Source organism: Halomonas sp. (assembly GCF_034520545.1).
Lineage (GTDB): Bacteria > Pseudomonadota > Gammaproteobacteria > Pseudomonadales > Halomonadaceae > Halomonas.
Genome location: NZ_JAXHNN010000009.1, coordinates 332,480 through 352,245, shown reverse-complemented (window position 1 = coordinate 352,245; position 19,766 = coordinate 332,480). Strand labels below are relative to the sequence as shown.

11 protein-coding genes are annotated in these 19,766 nt (G+C 53.2%); 2 read left to right on the top strand and 9 right to left on the bottom strand.

The features are described from left to right. Positions 1-59 precede the first annotated feature (59 nt). Positions 60-1,208 (top strand): hypothetical protein, encoded by a 1,149-nt coding sequence (locus U5L98_RS06645; protein ID WP_322557539.1) that lies wholly within the window; start codon positions 60-62, stop codon positions 1,206-1,208. Between the two features lie 86 nt (positions 1,209-1,294). On the opposite strand, the gene U5L98_RS06640 is transcribed toward U5L98_RS06645, so the two are convergent. Together U5L98_RS06640 and U5L98_RS06635 are read right to left on the bottom strand one after the other, a co-directional pair. Then, a complete protein-coding gene (locus tag U5L98_RS06640) occupies positions 1,295-2,011 on the bottom strand; it encodes a hypothetical protein (protein WP_322557538.1) in 717 nt (238 codons plus the stop codon). An 18-nt stretch (positions 2,012-2,029) separates the two neighbouring features. Next, positions 2,030-6,436, bottom strand: a complete 4,407-nt coding sequence (locus U5L98_RS06635; protein WP_322557537.1) for an AAA domain-containing protein — start codon at positions 6,434-6,436, stop codon at positions 2,030-2,032. Between the two features lie 162 nt (positions 6,437-6,598). Between U5L98_RS06635 and U5L98_RS06630 the strand changes: the two genes are divergently transcribed. Next, entirely contained in the window at positions 6,599-7,552 is a 954-nt protein-coding gene (locus tag U5L98_RS06630) for an IS1595 family transposase (RefSeq protein WP_322557381.1), read from the top strand. On the opposite strand, the gene U5L98_RS06625 is transcribed toward U5L98_RS06630, so the two are convergent. Genes U5L98_RS06625 through U5L98_RS06595 form a run of 7 tightly spaced genes read right to left on the bottom strand, consistent with a single transcriptional unit; the run spans position 7,553 to position 19,765 of the window. Next, positions 7,553-8,140, bottom strand: a complete 588-nt coding sequence (locus tag U5L98_RS06625; protein WP_322557536.1) for a hypothetical protein — start codon at positions 8,138-8,140, stop codon at positions 7,553-7,555. It lies immediately after the preceding gene. Positions 8,141-8,181: 41 nt separating this feature from the next. Beyond that, positions 8,182-11,043, bottom strand: a complete 2,862-nt coding sequence (locus U5L98_RS06620) for an ATP-binding protein (protein WP_322557535.1) — start codon at positions 11,041-11,043, stop codon at positions 8,182-8,184. Then, positions 11,040-11,636 carry a hypothetical protein gene (locus U5L98_RS06615; RefSeq protein WP_322557534.1) on the bottom strand — a complete coding sequence of 199 codons (597 nt, stop codon included), beginning with the start codon at positions 11,634-11,636 and terminating at the stop codon, positions 11,040-11,042. Before U5L98_RS06615 ends, U5L98_RS06620 begins: the two co-directional genes overlap by 4 nt. Beyond that, on the bottom strand, positions 11,629-12,678 hold the full coding sequence (locus U5L98_RS06610) for an ATP-binding protein (RefSeq protein WP_322557533.1): 1,050 nt from the start codon (positions 12,676-12,678) through the stop codon (positions 11,629-11,631). The genes U5L98_RS06615 and U5L98_RS06610 overlap by 8 nt, the downstream gene beginning before the upstream one ends. After that, positions 12,672-13,394 (bottom strand): hypothetical protein, encoded by a 723-nt coding sequence (locus tag U5L98_RS06605; protein WP_322557532.1) that lies wholly within the window; start codon positions 13,392-13,394, stop codon positions 12,672-12,674. The genes U5L98_RS06610 and U5L98_RS06605 overlap by 7 nt, the downstream gene beginning before the upstream one ends. Continuing rightward, on the bottom strand, positions 13,394-16,204 hold the full coding sequence (locus tag U5L98_RS06600; protein WP_322557531.1) for a DUF1156 domain-containing protein: 2,811 nt from the start codon (positions 16,202-16,204) through the stop codon (positions 13,394-13,396). Before U5L98_RS06600 ends, U5L98_RS06605 begins: the two co-directional genes overlap by 1 nt. A gap of 9 nt (positions 16,205-16,213) precedes the next feature. Further along, positions 16,214-19,765, bottom strand: coding sequence for a helicase-related protein (locus U5L98_RS06595; RefSeq protein WP_322557530.1), 3,552 nt, complete (start codon positions 19,763-19,765; stop codon positions 16,214-16,216). Between the last annotated feature and the right edge of the window lies 1 nt (position 19,766).

Genomic DNA, 19,766 nt, shown 5'->3' with positions numbered 1-19,766 from the left:
ATATAAAAGAGCTATTAATCGTAATAGGACGACCTAATAAAAAAGTATAGGCCAATAAAATGTTTGACTTTAAGCTTGAAGGCCAGGAAATAATCCCATTAAAGGATGCAATTAGCAAGCTAGGCGTAGACTTTAAAAAATTCGCTACAATTGTAGCCAAAGAAGAAATTTATTTAATAATCTTACCTAAAAATCCTGTCAATATAGGCATTAGAAATAAAAATAAATTTTTAAATACTTTTACAAATACTCGTCAGAACAATCCTTTAAACATAGCAGTAGAAGGGATTGATGGTTTCGTACCACACCCGAAAAATAATGAGAAAATACTCAACTCGCTAAATTGGAAAGCTTGCGAGCCAATGCTAATTGCTTATACTGACGGAAATAATAAGTTTGCAGTACTGAACTGCCCTTATAAGCAAGCGAGCCTTAACAGCATAGAGCAATATCGCCATGAGGTGAAGGATGATAATATTGAGGATGTATTGAGATTAAGCTTGAATTTAGCTAAAGCATATGGTGAACAAGTTTTTTACTTCAAGGATCGTGGAAATTCATATACTGAGATAAGCATTAAAGAAATTTACACAACCGCTGATGATTTAAAGATTATAAAATCGTCTTTGAGAAACCTATATATGCCGGACTTTAACGATCTCGGCTTCTACACGGAAAATGAATGGTCCAACAAACTAATAAAAGATATCAATGCTGCTCACAACTACTTGGTCAAAAATGGTTTAACAAATTCTAAGGATAAGGCAAAAACAGTTGCATTGGAAGCAAGAGTGAGAGATTGGCTTGAGTACCGGTGGAGGGGCAGAAAAAACTTAAGGAGTGAATTGTGCCTTAATTATTTTACTAAAGCAATAACAGAAGAGTTAAATTTATCAATTGATCTTAATTTACTTGAAGCTGATTTTTATGATGTGGAGAAAAATCCAGAAAAAATTGACAGGAATGCTCTAAAAACCCCCACTGACACAATTGAAAGAAATAGGAGTGAGGCGACAGACTTAATAATTCTACTTGATATTGTTGCTGAAAAACACCACAAGAACATAAAAGGTTTTCAAAATAAAACGCAGTGTGAATCAATGCTAATATTTGCCGGGTTGAATAATAATCAACAAGACCTCCGGTCAGCTATTTACAGCGTCATAAAAGAAAGCGGGAAAAGAAAAATGAAAAATAAAAAGATTTGAACTCTATGAGATGGCCGCAGCTTCATACCCTCGACCGCAACGTCAAGACGAATGTAAACTTATACCCGATTCCAACTTTATTATGCCTAAACATTAATTTTCAACTGTTTGGTTATTGCCTCCCATTGCCTCTTAATCAGCTTATTTTCCTCATCAACGGTTGCCGCATTTCTCAACACATTTAGTGGGTACCAAACACCATTCTCTTCTTTATAAAACATACGATCATATATATTGCCAGTGTGCGATTTCCTCCAAGGCTCGTATTTATTTGAAAGCAAAGTAAAAGCATAGTTTAAGCTATCCACTTCCTTATCAGTCACTCCGTCAGGGAGTATCAATGTACTTGCTGTAACGCCTTGAGGTTCCATGCCTTCTACTTGAAGCCAGATACCACCTTCGGATTTTTCATTTTTTGCCTTGGATTTCTTTGAAGGACCACCTACTACGATCTTAATAAATTTTGTTTCATTTGAAAAAGAAAAATTTGAAAATCTTTCGCTACGATCAACGTTGATATTTTTTGGTGAGATCAATATATCTGCATCATTTTTGTCAAGCGATTGCATGTTTTTTACGGTAAGTGCCACCAATATTTCAGCCTCTTCGTCCAGGAACTTATGAAAAGACTTCTTCTTTAAATTGTAAATAAAGTTTTTATCTGTTATTGAGTTCTTGTTAACTACTATTTCTGCATATGCTCCATCTCTAACTGGGATATCACCACCATAGAAAAACTCCCACACCCCATCAACTTTACGTGCTGGTATCTTAACAGGTTGCCAGTCGTCTCTATTAAACATAGTTATTTCCTAATTAATTTACGAAACCTCAACCACCTTTACTTTTCGGTGGATATCTCCTTGATGATACTCCACTACTTCTCCCTCAATAGCATCCATCAATGCTTTTCCGAGAGGGGTGTGGCTACCAAGAAATCCTTTCTGGGGCGCGTTGTAGTTTTCGACAATAGTAAACCTCATGATCTTTTGATCATTGAAAAGTTGCTTAATAACCACCTCACTTCCTACCTGAACAACTTTGACGTCAACAGCGCTATCATCGACTGGCAGAGGACCAGTTTTGCTATCTTCCTCGTCGAAAAGATCAGTCTGGGAGGTTTCTTTCTCTGGCACTGTGTCATCGATAGGTTTCACTACACTTTGAGTGCCATCATCATCAGAGGCTAACTCTCCAACAGCCTCCCCATCACTTGACTCATCTGGTGATTCATCATCGATTAGGTCAGCCGGTACTTTATCTTCCATATCTACTGCGAAAGGCTCTATCACACGAAATTCGGTAAATCGCTCATCTATTGCCTCTGCTCCAATTGGTTCTATACCCATTCGGCCAAGAGTCTGAATGAGCTGATTCCACCAATAGTCTTTCTGGTCTCGCCACTGGCTACCGAAGATTCTCCAAAATACCCAGCCTGCCCTCTCGAGCACGGCCTGACGAGCCATATCCTTTTCCCATACGTCAGGGCCGTGGAAAGCATCACCATCTAACTCAATAGCCAGACGCCGGTCCTCAGCCCCCTCAACGACTAGGTCTATCCAGAATCCACCTACCTCAACCTGAGGTCTGACTCGATAATTGGCATCCAGAAGCATGGTAAGAACTTCACGCTCAAAGCCACTGTCACAGCGCTCAAGCAGATCCGTACCAGAATACTTGTGCCCCTCAGGCATGGGGTTGTTGAAGTGCTTAATGACATCTGCCTTGATATCTTGGAGTTTCAAGTCTTCCAGACGAACAGAGCGAACCAAGTAAAGCCGATCCGCTGCGCGACTCATGGCTACATTAATTCGCTGCTGATCTGCTTTCTTACTTTGGGACATGACTTGAGAGGGGGTCGATACCATGGAGAGAAATACCACAGAACGCTCTTGACCTTGCATGGTACGAGCATCGCCAACAATGATCTCACGCTCGGCAATTTTCTCAGGTCCTATTCGGTAGTCCTCGATCAGCTTTCGCTCAATGAGATCAGCCTGATGGTTTCCCAACAGTGAAATTACGCCAATTGTCCTGTGCGCATGGTTAGAATCTGCAATAATATTGGCAATTTCGTTCACAATGTAGTTTGCTTCGTCCTCGTTGGTTTTTCCGGAGCGTTTGGCATAAGGAAGATAAACATCCACTAAGGGTGGATCGAATCGTTCTGATGCCTTTGGCACACGAAGAGGAACGAGGCGATTGGAATAGAACCGAGTCGAAAATTGAATAATCGGTGCCACACAGCGGAAATGCTCCCTGAGTATCAGATGACTGGCCGGGTACATCCGCAGCGTAATCTCGAAGATTGAGGTATGCTCATCAATCAACTTAGAATTGGGCAAACCATGCAGGTGTTCGGCCCGCATTGCGTTAATTCGCTCAGATGGGATACCGACATTGCTGGGGCTTACCTGCTCTTCATCTCCCACGATAAGCAGCTTCTTTCCACGTGCAAGCGCCGCCAACGCTGTGATGTCGGACTGAGACGCTTCGTCGAGAATGACTAGGTCGAACTCCCCAAGATGAGGAGGCAACTGCTCGGGTATCTTGTACTCGGGCATTACCCAGACCGGTGCCGCTTTCGACGCTTCTTTGGCCGCCTCCTGAGCCGCCCTCACAAAACGCGGTGCATTCTTTCCAGTACCTTTGCCTATCCTGGAAACGGCTTGGGTGAAAGCCGCCATGGCACTCTGGACAGATGGGGTCATCCGCCGGGCCAATCCCAGGAGTGTACGTGTGCTGATCAACTGCACGAAGAGCCGGCGGCGGCGTGCCATAAGCTCAGCTTTAGCAGTGCGGTGTTCGTCACCATTGCCAAGGGCAACGATACGCTCGATCCGCCCGCGCATCATCGCCCACTCCCAGGCAGATTCCCAATCCTCGGGAATCAGCGAGGCGGCTTCCAGTGGATACTTTCTCAACCGCTCCACCCAGTCGGGTGCTCCAGCCTGCTCTAATGCGTCGAGATCCTGCTCAAGCTGCTGGAGACGAGATGTGAGTTCTCCAACACGCTTAGTCTCCTGTGTCAACTCCCCCCTTAGAGTGACGATAGTCGCGTGATCGAGGTCACAACCACCCAGGCCCCGGCGCAGCTCCAATAGCACCTTATGGATGGGGATTTCTTCACGAAGCTCGAATCTATCAAGCATCCGGATAGCCTCAGGAATCTGGTAGCTATCTGGAAGGTTGGCCTCAAGAGCGAAGATGGCATTACTCACGTCAAGGCCGTCTCTAATCCCATCCACATCGAGCCCGTAAGGAAAAAGCATACGGAGGCTATTTACCATTTTGACCAGCAAAGCGGAAAGATGCATGGCCGTCTCAATACTGATGCTACAGTTGACCAAGTACCCCGCAATATCAGGCCCTTGCGCTGGCACCTGAGGCACATATCCTCCAGTGACGAGTGGTGAAAGTTCAGTCTCGATCTTTTCACGATCGGCTTCCAACCTGCATGCCATGTGAACCGCCAGCCAGTCCTCTCGACTCTCAGGTGGTTGATCCCCTAATTTGATAGAAGCGACGGCTTCCTTCAACGGCTTGTTGAAAAAACCGAAAGTCACCGGTTTCTGACCCGCGGCGGCCCTTTCAGCGGCACCAGTCAGATCTCTGGATGAGCAGTTACCGAGCACATAAGTCACCTTGGCAGCGAGCTCTAGGTATCGATACTCATCAATATAGGCAGCCTTATTTCTCAGCATTACCGGGCCAATATCATGTCCTTTCACTTGTGAAAGGGCAGCAGTGACCATCTGCCGTTGATAACCGTCCAGTTTTGCCAATCGCTGGTGGAGGTACTTAAGTTTATCCAGAAGCTCACTGCCAATATGTTCGATGTCAGCAGTGTCACGCGCCATCTTCGGTGCATGACTGTAATCCGGCTTCTCCTGAATGCGGTAGGCAAGCTCTGCGTCATGGGCCTCAACCAACGCTTGTGTCGAGGGTATCTCTTCGACGGTAGGAATATTGACTCCGGCATAGATGATGTCGGGAGCCAGGCTCGGAAGCTCAACACTCAGCCGTCTCAGTGCTTCCCTGAGCTGCGACGGTGGCTGGTTTACCGGGCGATCACTGAACCAGCCAAACCTCTCTTGGTCTTCCGAGAGGACCTCCTGCAATTCCATCGGGGCGTATTCCTCACCTTTCCAGATGAGGGGTGCCAAGTTCGCTCTGGCGATGGCGGCAAGGTTATGGTCGGCTTGGTCTGTTTTTCGGTCACACTCGACGATATCGGCCTCTAGCCGCCGCATCTCTTGTTTCGCGCCCTCCTTGTCCATCCCGATGACTTTATCGGATAACTCTGATACAGCTGATTTGAGCTGCTCGGCACTCTCACGGTCAGTCCCCACCGAAGCGATCACCAGCGAGCGTAGGTTTTCAGGAAGCTTCTCTCGGACGGCAGCTATGGCCTCCGGCGTACGGGCGGTTACCAACACCCTCTTTCCGGTTGCCATCATGTGGCTGATGATATTGGCAATAGAGTGCGTTTTACCGGTTCCAGGGGGACCTGTCACAGAGACAACATCTGCCGTTTCTAGCATGTCGATGACTCTGCCCTGCTCTTGATTGAAGGGCAGCGGGAAGAAGTGAACGCGTCGCCGGTCTGCTTCCATTCGTTCGGTTCGGGAAGAATCAGCGCCTGGAATAGCACCGACTGGGGCTTCCCAGCTCGTGGACGACTCGCCAGGCTTCAGGACATTTGAGTCCAACTCGAAATCATCAAAACTTTCGGCCTTCCCCTCTGGCGGCGTCGCTGCAAAACCTCGAAGTGAATCCGGTACCTCATCTGCAGCTTCCTCGACTCTCTGACGCAGAGATTCGAGATCCTGCTCGCGAGCCTCGGAAGAACGTGGTCGGCCGAAAATGGCCCAGCTCGAGGCAATGGTAAGCTGATCACTGATCGTGGGGATCTGCTCACCGCTATCGAGCGCCTCCCTGGAAATGTGCTCGGCACTCGACGTCAACTGCGCCGCTGCTGTGGAGAGCAGTGGCTCCCAGGCTGTATCAAAAGGGGAGAATTCAATCTCATCGTCCAGGATCTTGGTCAGGCTTCCCTGTAATGTGTGCTGCAGCTTGGAAGCACCCTCGACCTCCATTGCGATGAAGGGCTTCAGGCTAAGCTTGGGCTTAATATCCCTTGGCCGGAACGCAATTCCACCACCTTCCTCGACCTCGACATCAAGAAGCTGTTCAAGAATGGGCATGTCGATGACATTGCCATCCACCCTCCATCTGGCGATGCCGATCCCCCATACCAACTCAGGAGGAGTGCTTTCCGCTGAGTGAATCGCAGAACCTGATTAGCAATGATCGTCAGCCCGGTTTGCCCTCATGACGACAAAAGCTATACTGTATATGTATATAGCTTTCAGGCGGAGGATGACGTCATGGCCATGAACCCCATCCAGTTTCAGCCCGGCCTGTCGATGCCCGAGTTTTTCGAGCGCTATGGGACCGAAGCGCAGTGTACGGCGGCGTTGGAGCAGACGCGCTGGCCGGACGGCTTTCGCTGCCCGCGCTGCGAGGGCACATCCTATTCCCGGGTGCGCCGGCACCACCATACGCTGTTCCAGTGCCGCGCCTGTCGCCACCAGACCTCGCTGATCGCCGGCACCCTGATGCAGGGCACCAAGCTGCCGTTGACCACCTGGTTCCTGGCGATCCACCTCATCAGCCAGGCCAAGACCGGGCTGTCGTCGCTCGCCCTCAAGCGTGACCTCGGGGTGAGTTACCCGACGGCCTGGCTCATCCACCACAAGGTGATGGAGGCGATGGCGGAGCGCGAGGCGCGCTACGTCCTCGAGGGTCCGGTCCAGGTCGACGATGCCTACCTGGGCGGAGAGCACCGTGGCGGCAAGGCCGGACGCGGATCGGAGAACAAGGTGCCTTTCGTGGCCGCCGTCTCGCTCAACGACGCGGGCCATCCGCGCTTCGTCAGGCTCACCCCCGTGGCGGCCTTCAGCCGTGAGGCGATTGCCGAGTGGGCCAAGACGACGCTGCGGCCTGGCAGCACGGTATACTCCGATGGCCTGGCCTGCTTCGGTGCCGTCACCAGCGCAGGATGTACGCATCAGCCCACCGTCGTTGCGGGACGCAAACCCCAGGACATGCCCGAGTTTCACTGGATCAATACGGTGCTCGGTAATCTCAAGACCAGCCTCTCAGGGGCGTACCATGCCTTCGGCTTCCAGAAATATGCGGCGCGCTATCTGGCCGCGTTCAGCTATCGCTTCAACCGCCGCTTCGACCTCAGGGTGCTGCCGACACGGCTGCTCATCGCCGCAGTACGCTGCAAGCCGCGGCCCCAGCGGGTGATTCGGTCGGCTGAGCTTCATTGCTAATCAGGTCGCAGAATGCAACGTGAACAAGGTGTTGTAGAGTTTAATGGCCTTTCGAACGGGCTTTTCAGCCTCGGACCATCTTGCCCATGGTCCAGTGATATACGCCTCGAATCCCTGTTGAACCTCGAGGAAATCCTCGACATGCAGTGTCACCTTGACCCACTCCTTGAGGGTCTTGCCGTCTTCCATGAGCTCGCGAACGTTTTCCGACCTCAGCAATCCAGCCTCTTCCAAGTCCGATGCTTCCTCAATGGTTACCTCACGAGAAATAGCGGGAAGTAACTCGGGACGCTTATCAGGGTCATTTGCGAGATCAGCCACGAATTCAGCTACATGCTCCTCAGGCTCTGGGGGACGCGTGGTTCTCTGGCGATCTAGCCTTAGCCAAGCGCCGTCCTCTGCGTCCAGATGTATCCCAGGCAAGCCTGAGATATCCTGTTCACGAAAGACACCAAGTCCAGATGACATCTCCATCTGGATCTTTGAGCGAGCCGTCAAGACTTCCTGTGCGAACCCCAACAGACCGCTCAGGCTCTTGCTGGCTTGCTTGATGCTCTCTGCATCGTATTCAGTGCTAGGAGAACTCATTCAATCCTCACCTGACGTATCAATGTCCTGCAAAGTACGGCTCACTCCCCCTCAAACTCCGAGCTTCTGAACTTCAACACGTTGCAGTTTTCCTTAATGGTTCGTTGGAGGGCTTCATCGAAGCCGTCCTGGCTGGTGGCTTCTATCTCCACCGAGATCTTGACCTCGACGCCGGTGCGCGTGGTGAACTGCTCGACGACTTCATCGATGATGTCCATGAAACTCATCTTGGCTTTCACAGGATCGAGGTCAACGGTGCCATAGAAGTGATTCTTGACGACACCAGTAGTGATGGGTGGTGCTTCGGTTACGTCACCTCCAGCGCCTGTTCCCATAGGGGCTGATGAGCTTCCTGGGAGCACTGTGCCACCTGACCCGTCACTGCCGGGCTGATCACTACCCTGGCCTGCCCGATCGCGCTCATGCTGAGCGGCTTCTTCCGCCATGCGATCTCGGTAGGCTTCGGCAGCGCTACGTTCGATGAGCAGCGCTTCTGAGTCGATACCGGCAATGCTGCCATGTCCAAAGGTGAAACCCAGGTACCTGTCGCCCTCCTTGCCGGAGGCGTAGCCGAAGAAGTCTTCCGAGGCGACGCCTTGGTTCATGGCGTTCTTGAAGACCTGGTCGTTCACCAGGCGCGGCAGATAGAGGTAATGGCAACAGTCCTGCCACACCTTGAGGGCGCTGACCTCGGTAACGCCTTCCTTGAAGTACCACTGGTTGAGGACATTACGCAGGAAAATCGGTGACCATTCGTAGATCAACCACTCTTCTTCGCGCAGCTTGCTCTCAATGGTCTCGACCAGATTGGTGGTGGTAGTGGATATCTGTACCACCTCCCACTCCAACGTCGGCTTGCCCTTTACGAACTCCTCGACCGGGGCCATGAGCCACTTGTAGGTCTCGCGGATCAGCTGAGCGAGAGAGGTCTCGGCCGTATCGCGGCTCATCTTCGCTTGGCGCAGATGGGTCATGTCGTGGTTCAAGGCACCGCTATCGATATCATCCACAATCGACTTCCAAGCCAGGAAGGTGCGGCCCTGGTCCTTCAGACGGCTGACGACATCAAAATCAGCCGCCAAGAATATGAGGCGATTCTGTTTCTGGCGTGGTTGGTCTCCCCGATTACGCAGGATCTCTTGGGCGGCACTGAAGGCCTGGTTGGTCTCGGTGCGGCTGTAGGCGGCATCGGTCGGCAGCACTACCAGACGCGGCCCACTGGCATAATCGTCTGGCACATCGCCCGAGGGGGTAAAGACGTGGACGCCACCGAAATGATGGTTGCGTCCCATCAGTCGGTTGGTTCGCTCCTTGAGCAGCGGGATGAGCGCATCACGATCACTGATGGTCTGCTTGCGGCTCTCCATCTCCCGGCGCAGGTTCGGCTTGGTGTCCAGCCAGAAACGGTCCTGCTCGGAGTAAAGATAGTGCAGGCGGTCACGCAGCCGCTTGATCACATCCTCGAAAATACCCAGTGACTGACCTGGCTGAACGGCGCCCAGCAGGATGCGTTCCTGCTTGATGCCACGAGCGGTCTGGGTGCTGCTGGATGGGGCGCTCCCCAGGAAGATGGTACGTGCCGTGCGTCGCGCGGCCTGCACGCCGCCAAACAAGGGGGTGTGGCTATCCAGGTCCAACGTGGCGGAACGAGGCCCATCGACTTCACGCTCGATCACTGGCTCCCAGCCCTGGGGAAGGTAGTGGATGCTCTTGTGCCGCACGTTGCTGTCTTCCAGCGGGATCGAGCCCGGCATGATCAGCGCATCGCGATTCTCCGAGACCCACAGCCGGTGGATGACGATGGCCATGTACTGCAGCACCCCCCGGGTGCGCTGGAACTTGTCCAGGGTCGACCAGTCCTCGTAGAGGCGGTCAAAGACCTCGGGGTGGATCGGGTAGGAGCGACACAGCCGCTCGAAATAGTCGTTCGACTGGGTCTCAGTGGGAAATTTCTCGGCATGCTTGCGGTAAAAATCCGAGAACTGACGACTGATACCTTCGACCTCGCCACGCTCGCCAGGGGTGTCGAACAACCGACGCCGCACGATCTCGAAGGCCTCTTCCGTGCCAACGGGCTTCCACACCGATTCGACACGCGCGAAATACTTTTCCAGGGAATTGAGCGTCTGCTGGCCCATGGAGCCACCGACCTCAAGCTCTGACTCGGGCAGCGAGGCGAGCAGGATAGCGTTGGGCACCGCCTTGAGCGCCTCTGTCAGTCCCTGGATGAAGCTGATGTTGCTATCGAAGGTGCCCGCTGCGTAGGACTTGCCCAACTCCAGCTGACGAATGAAGGCCAACAGCTCGTCAATAAGGATGACGCAGGGCGATGCCTTCTGCAGCAGCTGCGTAAGCACTTCTTTGCCGGGGGAGACACCCGTGGCATCGCTCTCGGCGACCATGGCATAGCCAGCCTCCCCAAGCAGTTGCCAGGCCAGCTCACCCCAAAGAGTGTTGACATTCTGGGGGCCGTATTGAGAAGCCTGGCTGGGTGAAAGCTTGATCCCGTCGATGACCGCCACATTGGCGTGTGGCAGCTCTTGGATACCTGCCTCATCAAGGATCGGGGGGATGCCCATCAGCTTGTCGGTAGACACCTTGCGGGCTGCCAGATGCAGGACCGCCAACATGGTGTGGGTCTTACCCCCCCCGAACGCCGTCTGCAGCTGGACCACCGGGTCGCCGCCCTTGCCGGCGAGGCGCTGAGCCACGGAGATCAGCAACAGGCGCATGCCTTCGGTGATATAGGTGCGGGCGAAGAATTTCTCGGCGTCCTGATACTCTTCAGGTGCGGTGCCACTGGCGACCTGCGAGATGTCGGCGGCAAATTCAGACTGCTTGAAGGTGCCTTCCAGCACATCACGGTGAGGGCGAGCGATTTCCTTCCAGGGTTTCAAACTCATGTTTTACTCCTTGTCACTCGGCAATGCAGCCCAGCATCACCGGGATTCTGTTCGTTCACCACAAAGCCTCGGATTCCGTAGGGCGCCAGGGCACGCTCCAGTCGAGTCTGCAGACGAGCGGCCAGGCGTTTGAAATCACGCTGATTCCAGGTCAGCAGCAGCACAACTCGGAGGGCTGGAGATGGAGCCTGCACAGCATAAAAGACTGCGAGTTCGGGATCGGCTTCACGCTCTGCTACGGCAAGCGCCGCTAGGGTATCGCGCAGCTTTTCCTCAACTTCATCAATAATAAACGGCTTTCGGCGAGCAACCTGAACCTCTGGCTTCAAGCCCTGTTGCTCAACCCACTGCCTGACCTGGGTAACGTCGGGGGAATCGCTAGCCGACATCCGCGGACGGTTTTCTGGCTCGTAGCCTTCGCAATCCTTGACCTCGATCCACCATTGGGTGGGGCCGCCATCGTGTGCCAGAATATCCACTCCCTTGAGACGACTCTTCATCCGCTGGCGGTACCAAGTGCTGTCGTCGTACTTGGCTAGTTGCCAGCCCACGGGGAAACCGAACTTCAAGCGTCCTTCTTGCACCTCAGGCATTGGCCAGCTCCATCTCTCTATCGTACTGGGCCAACTCTTCATCCAGACTGACCAGGTGCTCCAGGTCGCAAAGGTGGTCGGCGACCTCGATACGCTCAACCAACCCCTCACCACGAACTAAGGCAAAGTAGCGCTGCGTTACTGCCTGCTGGCGAGTTAGCAGATCAATCTCCTTGAGCAGGAAGTAGCTGTGAGTGGCGATAAACACCTGTATACCCTGCTGGCTAAGTGCCACGGCTGCCTGGGCCACCAGCTTGATCAGCTTGGGGTTGAGATTGGCCTCAGGCTCGTCCCAGAACAGGTAGCCTTTATCAAGCAGCGAACCGGTGGTGATCAACCGAGCGAGCATCGCCAGCTTGCGTAGCCCCTCGGCCACCAGCGGCATCTCCAGGTTGCCCTGGCCGGGAATACGCAAGTAGAAGCGCCCGTTCTTGTCCAGCACCACCTTGCCGCCCATAGCATCTTCCAGCGGGGCCACCAGCTCAGCCACAGCCTTTTCCCGCGCACCCTTGATAGCCGGCGCGCCCAGCAGCTTGCAGAGATCGATATGGTGCTCTTCGATGTCCACATGGCGGCTTTCGTAGAGGGGCAGCAGCCAGTGGTACTGGCTGAGCAGCTCACGTGTCGGCATAAAGACTGGGGCTTTTTCCTGCCAGGTTTTTGGAAGATGAACGACCTGTACCTCAGACTGTGAGCGGGTGCTGAAACTAAAAGAAATGTTCAGCGATGTGTTCTCAAAAGCCAGCGTTACCCGAGAGCGTTGGGTACCTTGGCGCCTGCTCGTCAAGCGCCCTAAAGACTCCGGTCGGAATACCTTGACCAGCTTGTCGGCCAAGGTCTTCTGTAACAATGTCTTGGTCGGCTCGGTCACGGTGGGTTCGTTGGCCTGCTCGGCCGAGTTTGCCAGTGCCGTATAAGCCACCTTGAGCAGATGAGACTTTCCCGTGCCATTCTCCCCCACGATGACATTTAGCCCTGGCGCAAAATGAAGATCGGCTTTGGGAAACAATGTGAATTGCCGCAGCTCCAGATATTTCAACATGGCACTTTTCCTTCCAGTATCTGGGTAACTCGCCCAAGGTCCGACGGGGTCAGCAGGGCCAGGGGCTTCTCATTCTCACGACCATGCTCAGTAATGACCAGAGCGGCAAGATGAGGATGTTTCACGCCATCAAAGGCGTCCAATGCAGCCACTAGAGTAGTCTCACGGGCCGCGAACAGAAGCTCATCCGATAACTCCTGATGCTCAAGCACCTCATGCACCGGGACTGTGCAGTCGATCAGTTCCTGGCTAGCATTGTGTCCCAGCCAGCGCTGGATGGTATTGGCGGTCAGTATTCTCAGGTCCTTACCGTCACGTACAAAGGTCTGGGAGAAGTCTTGCTGGGCCAGGAACTCCAGTACCTCTTGTGTAGAAGCGTGTGGCTGGAACTCCTGAATGGGAACTTGAAAGTGCTGCACGATCAGAGCTGGCTTCTCGATCTGCTGGATGATGTTGTCCAACTGAGCAACTAGCTCGGGAAGCGGCTCGGCCAGATAGCGAGGTCCAAAGCGGGCATCGCGCTCATGAACCAGCACGTTGCGCAACTTGGCCAGTAGTTCGATGTCGCTGGCGTTCCGCCGAAATATCGGGTTGCGTTCCTTCGCAACTCTGGCATTAGCCATCAGCCCCCGCGATTCTTCCTGTCGCGCCTCCCGGGCAGCAAGCTTCTCCAACTGGGCAAAATGCGCCAGGAAAATTTGTGTTTGCCCGGACATCAGAGTTCCAATCCTACCTGTTCACCCGAATGCCCTGTCTCATGCGACGCAGCCACAATCGCGCTCCAGGAACCTATAAGCTCGTTGTAAGCGCGGGATTCTTCCGCCCACTTCTTACGCTCGCAGAGTGTGTAGAGGTGATAAGCCAGCTGGCGGATCGGTTCACCCTTCTCCGGCATCTGGGCCAGCAGCTCACCGGCGGCAGATTCGCCGTGGTTCTGCAGGCGACGGATCATCTGGTGGCAGGCCTCCCACACCGGCGTACGCTTGTCGGTGGTGGGATCCCACTCAGACTGGTATTCACCCCACTTGAGCAAGCGAACCTTGCCACCTCCAGACTCGACCACACCGGCCTCACGCACACCGTCGACGCTTGTCCCCTTCGCTCGAGCCAGGGTGTCGGCCTCTCCGAAGGGTCCGGTGCTCCAGGCGTGCTGGTCAAACCAGCTGGCACAGAACTGTGTATCAGCATCGAAATTACCCGAGTCGGGACTAAGGAACTCGGTAATGGCACGGTTGATCATCACCAAGGCATCATGGACACTCATCCCCGAGCCGTCCTGATTGAGCACGGACTCGTACTTAGAGTAGATGGCCATACCTGGGCCAATTGAGGATTGCGCCAAGTCCACTGGGGCAATAGGTGCCTGGCCGGTCTGACCGCCGATCATGGTTTCCAGCGCTTCAGGTAGTTCTTCCCTTAATTTTTTTTGAAACTCTCTTCTTGAAATAATTTCTGAATTCACCTGCCTCTTTCTACATACAAGAACAATGGAGGAAGCTAATGCATTGGCGCCTTGATTTCGTGATCGGTTTTCACGCTCTGTTCTTAACGGCCATGTCCCTGTAATAGTTAACCCAGACTCTACAATTGCTGAAAGAAAGGTTTCCCAACCTTTGGATATAGTGTCATTACTTTTTGTTTCTGATTGCTTAAAAGCGTAATAAATTGTCATTGGGTAAAAATCTGAAGAAGAACTAATAAGATTTTTAAATGTTTTCTTCATACCTTCTAAGAAAAAAATCTCAGACAGATCTTTCCCGCCATGTCGAAACTGGTTTGCAACCAACTCTTCTTGCTTTGGTGTTAGTATGGTAGCAACCAGATCAGGCGATATTTTTAGCAATGACCGACGCAACCATATATAAAAGAAATCCGAAAGGTTCGAATATGGAATATTATCATAGTAAGGTGGATCTGTAGAAATAACAGCATTTTTAACTATCGAGCAAGAAGATGCGTCAGCAAAGAAAACCTTTGCATCAGAAGTTGAACTTGTATAGCATTTTTTTAGTCCATCTGCAGTAGTTTCAAGCATAGATAAAAATGACCCACTCGAACCATACAGAACATTAGTTTCTGAATAGTCCCAATTCATAGGAATAGCATGCTTAGAAAACAAATGACCGGGGCACTCTACAGATGGCATCCAAGCGGACAACGAATTAGCTCTATTTGCAGTTTTTGATATTGCAAATGCAATATATAGACATATTGCACTTGCGTACTCATGGGCATCAAGCTCTGCGGCTGGGTATCTATTATCAAAATCTTCAATAACCCTAGAATAAACACTCACAAGTTCATCACTAAGATAAACCAGTGTTTTTAACTGCCTGTTTGTGAAAAGTTTTTCGAAACGATCCATCCCATAGACGACGGAGTTCGTGCAACCAGCCCAATGATCTATTTCACCTACAGGATAGTCAATCACATCAATATTTTTTGCAATTGCCTCATGCTCGGAACTTGCAGGGTAGTACCCTCTACCTTTCTTTTTCTTAGTAACTATTGCAATTAGCCTATGGCCAATACGGCCCTTTTTCCCTTCCTCCCTAATGTATTTTAGCGGAATGTTACTTCCGGACATTAAACAGAAGGCACCTTTACGTCCTACAATTCCCACCTCCTCTATTTTTTTCGATTTATCAACAATATCAAAACTCCAGCTCCTGCTTTCAATATCAACTATGGGTTTTAAGAATGCTCCATTCCCTTTAGTAGAGAGAGTAAAAGATTTAATCAATGGAACATCACAATCAGCGAAAGCCGGATTTGGGCTTTTAACTGTACGAGCCCATATCCAGCACACAACTTCTTCATCAGACGAGCTTTGTGCACTTCTATATTTTGGGTAAAGATGTTCTAACGACTCCCTTGCTTTATCAAGCAGGGTTTTACCATAAAAAAGAACATCCTGCGCCAAAGCATCATAACCATAATGATCATTTAAATTTATTTGGCCATTAGATGGAGATACTGGCGAGTATTTAAAAATCTTCGGCGGAATTTCAAGACTTGCCTTGCCAAGCATTACTGGTATCGGATTAAGATCGGAGGCATAAACCCCAAGCCCCAAACGGCTTGCTTCTAGTGGAATGGCTCCTCCTCCGGAAAAAGGATCCCATAAATTCAGATCTAGCTTTTTTTCATCAAAATCCAAGCTATTTAATTCACATGTTTCTTTCCAACTTTCGACAATCAATGATCTTGCGCGATGTAACACCTCTTTATTATTGTTATTTTTCCACTGACAAAGCTCTTTCAATACGCTAAATATTTCATTTCTTTTTTCTTCACATACTTTTTTTGACTTTCCGCTAGCCCACCCTCTCTCACCACCCGGATCATTAACCATTTGCGAAAAAATAATTGCACGCGCTGCCAATAACGGTCGACGTGCCCACCACATATGTAAAGTTGATGGATGCCCCTTTCTGATCGACTTTTCAGCAGCTGCAGCTTCGTTAATAGCATCCAGTGGCAGCGCTACTTCAATTAGTTTCTTAGGTGCTTTGATTGCGGTCATCCGTGTTCCCTACTGCGTCTGTTGTGACGTGGCTGCTTTTGAGAGCAGCTCACTCAAGTCGTAATTGATGCTGGCCACGCCGAAGTCAGGCTCGCTGGTGAAGGGCTTCTGAACGTAGTGCGGCCCTTCAAAGGTTTCACCATCGACGATGACGATCGCCAGCATGAATTTGTCGGCCTGGTTGAGGCCGTAGATAATCTCGTTGCGCGAGACGGTGATGGTGCTTTGCCCCTTGGCGCGCCCCTTCACCTCGATGTGGCGGTCGGGCAGGATCGAGCCATCCGGATTGGCCGGGGGGCGTGCGGTGACGTCCCAGCCGCACTTCTGATCGGAGACATCGAACACCTGGTGGCCCATGGCGCGCTCGGCGTCCATCACCGCCTGCATGGCAACCTGCTCGATGTGGGCCCTGGCCTGAGCATCGACGCTGAACTGGGTTTCGCCCTTGCGCAGGGCGAGTAGCCCCTGGGGGATCACCAAGGCACCGCCGATCACCACCGGTGTGCTGGAGACCACTTGCTTCATGGCGGTCAATTCCCGCTTGCGCTGCTCCAGGCGCTGGGTCAGTTCATCCACCCGCCGACGCGCCATTTCGGGCTGCATGCGTGGCTGCTTGCCAGCATCCATCTGATCGCGGAGGTAGAGGTAACGATCCGACCAGTAGTTGATCTCCTTCACCAGCCGCTCATTGACCGCCCCCAGCACCTTATCGGCGTGACGCTCGCGCCGACCTTTCACTTCCTGGTAGTGCTCCGGCACCAGTTGCTGAACGGCATGGCTAACGGCCAAGGCCTCCAGGTCCTGAGTGATCCAAGGGGCCTGCAACACGTCCTGAATCAGGTTGTGGTCGACTTCATCGATCGGCTGCATGTCGAGATGGGGCGCCCATCCGGCATGTGAGGCCTGGCCCTGCTCATCGATCTCAACGAATTGCAGGCGGCGTGAGGCCACGCGAGGCTTGCCGGTTTGCTCGCTGTGGGTTTCGCGCACGGTGTGGTCGACCATGAACAGCACCTTGGGCAGGGTACTGTCATCGCTAGGATCGACCAGCACGGCGCCCTGCTTCAGCTTGCTGCGATGCGCCTGCAGCACCAGGTCGGTGGTGGCATGCATGAGGGGGTGCATGGGGTGGATCAGATCGGCCATGGGCTTGCCTGGCAGACGCACGTGTTCCTTCTCGAAGCAGATGCGTTCGTATTTGCGCAACACCGGTGTGCGGGTCTCGCCGATCACCCGGTCTCGTTCACGAATGGCAGCCGGCACATGGCGCACCTCATAGCGGCCAGGCTCTCGAGCGCGCATCTCGCCCTGCAAGAGCTGGAAAGCCTCGCTGAAGAAGGCGCGGATGAAATAGGGCTGCAGCTTGCGTGCCTCGGCCTTCTCCATCTCCTCCTTGACCGAGTAGAGATCCTCCAGGCTCATGTGCTGCTCGACCAGCGCATTGCGACGGATAATCTCGCGGAGGTGGCCGGTATCCAGGGCGCCGTCGATCACTTGGTCCAGGCGCGTCTTGACCTCAGGAGATTCCCCATAGCGAATGGCCTCCATTAATAGGTCCTTGAGCGAGGTGTTCTCGAAGGCCTCACCAAGGATGTCGAAGACCTTGCCGCCCAGCGCTTTCTTCTCGATCTCCAGCTTGTCGAACAGCTTCTGGAACACCGCGCCCTCGCGGGTCTCGTTGGCCACCAGGTTCCAGAGGTGGCAGACCTCCGTCTGGCCGATACGGTGGATGCGCCCGAAACGCTGTTCCAGGCGGTTGGGATTCCAGGGCAGATCGTAGTTGACCATCAGATTAGCGTTCTGAAGGTTGACGCCCTCCCCTGCCGCATCGGTGGCGACCAGGACCAGCACATCGGGATCGTTGCGAAAACGTTCCTGCGCCTTGCGCCGATCATCGCGGTTGGTGCCACCATGAATGATGATCACCGCCTCGGGCCTCCCGAGCAGACTGCGAATCCGATCCACCAGGTAGTTCAGGGTGTCCTTGTGTTCGGTGAAGATGATCAGCTTGCGACGACTGCCCCCCTCGGTATACATCTGCGGCGTATCCTGCAGCAGGTGAGACAGCTCCTCCCACTTGCGGTCGTTACCGGACTCCACCACATCCAATGACTGCTGCTCTAGATCCTTCAGGCTGAGAATTTCGGCTTCGAGCTCGACGGCCGTTTCCGCCGCCGTGGCCTGGTCGACCACCTGCTCAGCGTAGAGCTCATACTCTTCAGCGCTGAGCTCTTCATCGAGCTCGTCGAAGTCCTCGGGCAAGTCGATCTGCTTCTGGATGGCATAAGTGCCGAGTGTCGACGCCACCCGCACTTCGCTCACCGACTGGCCACGGGCGACCAGCTTCATCTCGTTGAGCTTGTCTTCCAGCTTGCGACGGCGCCGCTTGATCGACTGATAGATGGCCTCGGGGCTGGAAGCCAGGCGACGCTGCAGCAGGGTAAGCGCGAAGCCCACGGTGCCCTTGCGCTTACCATCCAGCTGCTCGGCGCGATTCATCTCGTTACGCACGTAATCGGTAACGTTGGTGTAGAGCTCCGCCTCCGCATCGGAAAGGTCATAGTTGGCCGTGTAGGCACGGCGCTCGGGGAACAGCGGAGTACCGTCAAACTTGAGCAGCTCCTCCTTGACCATCCGCCGCATCATGTCGGAGACATCGACCTTATGGGCGCCTTCGCGGAACTTGCCGTAGAAGCGGTCGCTGTCGATGAGCGACAGCCAGATCTGAAAGTCCTCTTCCTTGCCGTTGTGGGGCGTGGCAGTCATCAGCAGGAAGTGGCGGGTGATGGTGCCCAGCAGTTCACCCAACTGGAAGCGCTTGGTTTTGTTGACCTTGTTGCCGAAATAGTTAGCCGACAGTTTATGGGCTTCATCAACAATGATCAGGTCCCAGTCGGTGATCTTTAGCTTCTCCTGGAGCTGTTCATTGCGTGAGAGCTGGTCCAGACGGCAGATCAGTTGGTTCTGCTCATCGAAGTAGTTGCCGGAGGCGCACTGCTCCTGCTTCTCGCGGCTGAAGATTTCGAACTGAACACCGAACTTCTCGAGGAGCTCATCCTGCCACTGGTCGGTCAGTCCGCCGGGCGAGACAATCAAGATGCGCTTGGCATCGGCACGCATCAACAGCTCGCGGATCAGCAGACCCGCCATAATGGTCTTGCCGGCACCAGGATCGTCGGCCAATACGAAGCGCAGCGGCTGACGCGGCAGCATCACCTCGTAGACGGCGGAGATTTGGTGCGGTAACGGCTCCACGTTGGAGGTATGCACTGCCATCATAGGGTCGAACAGTGCCGCCTGGCTGATCCGATAGGCCTCCAGACCGAGCTTAAAGTCGGCACCGGGGGCATCGAAGGCCCAGGGGCGGCCCGCCTGAGCCAGGGCGAGGTTGGCTTCGTCGCTGCGGAACAGCATCTGCTCTTGCAGCTGACCCTGGCCATCCTTGAAGTAGATCGTCAGCGCATCGGTACCCACCGGCTCCACGGTGACCACTCGCACGATCTCGTCAGGCTTGATGCCGCGTACCTGGGCGTCCTTCTTGATGTCTTCGAGTTTGAGCATG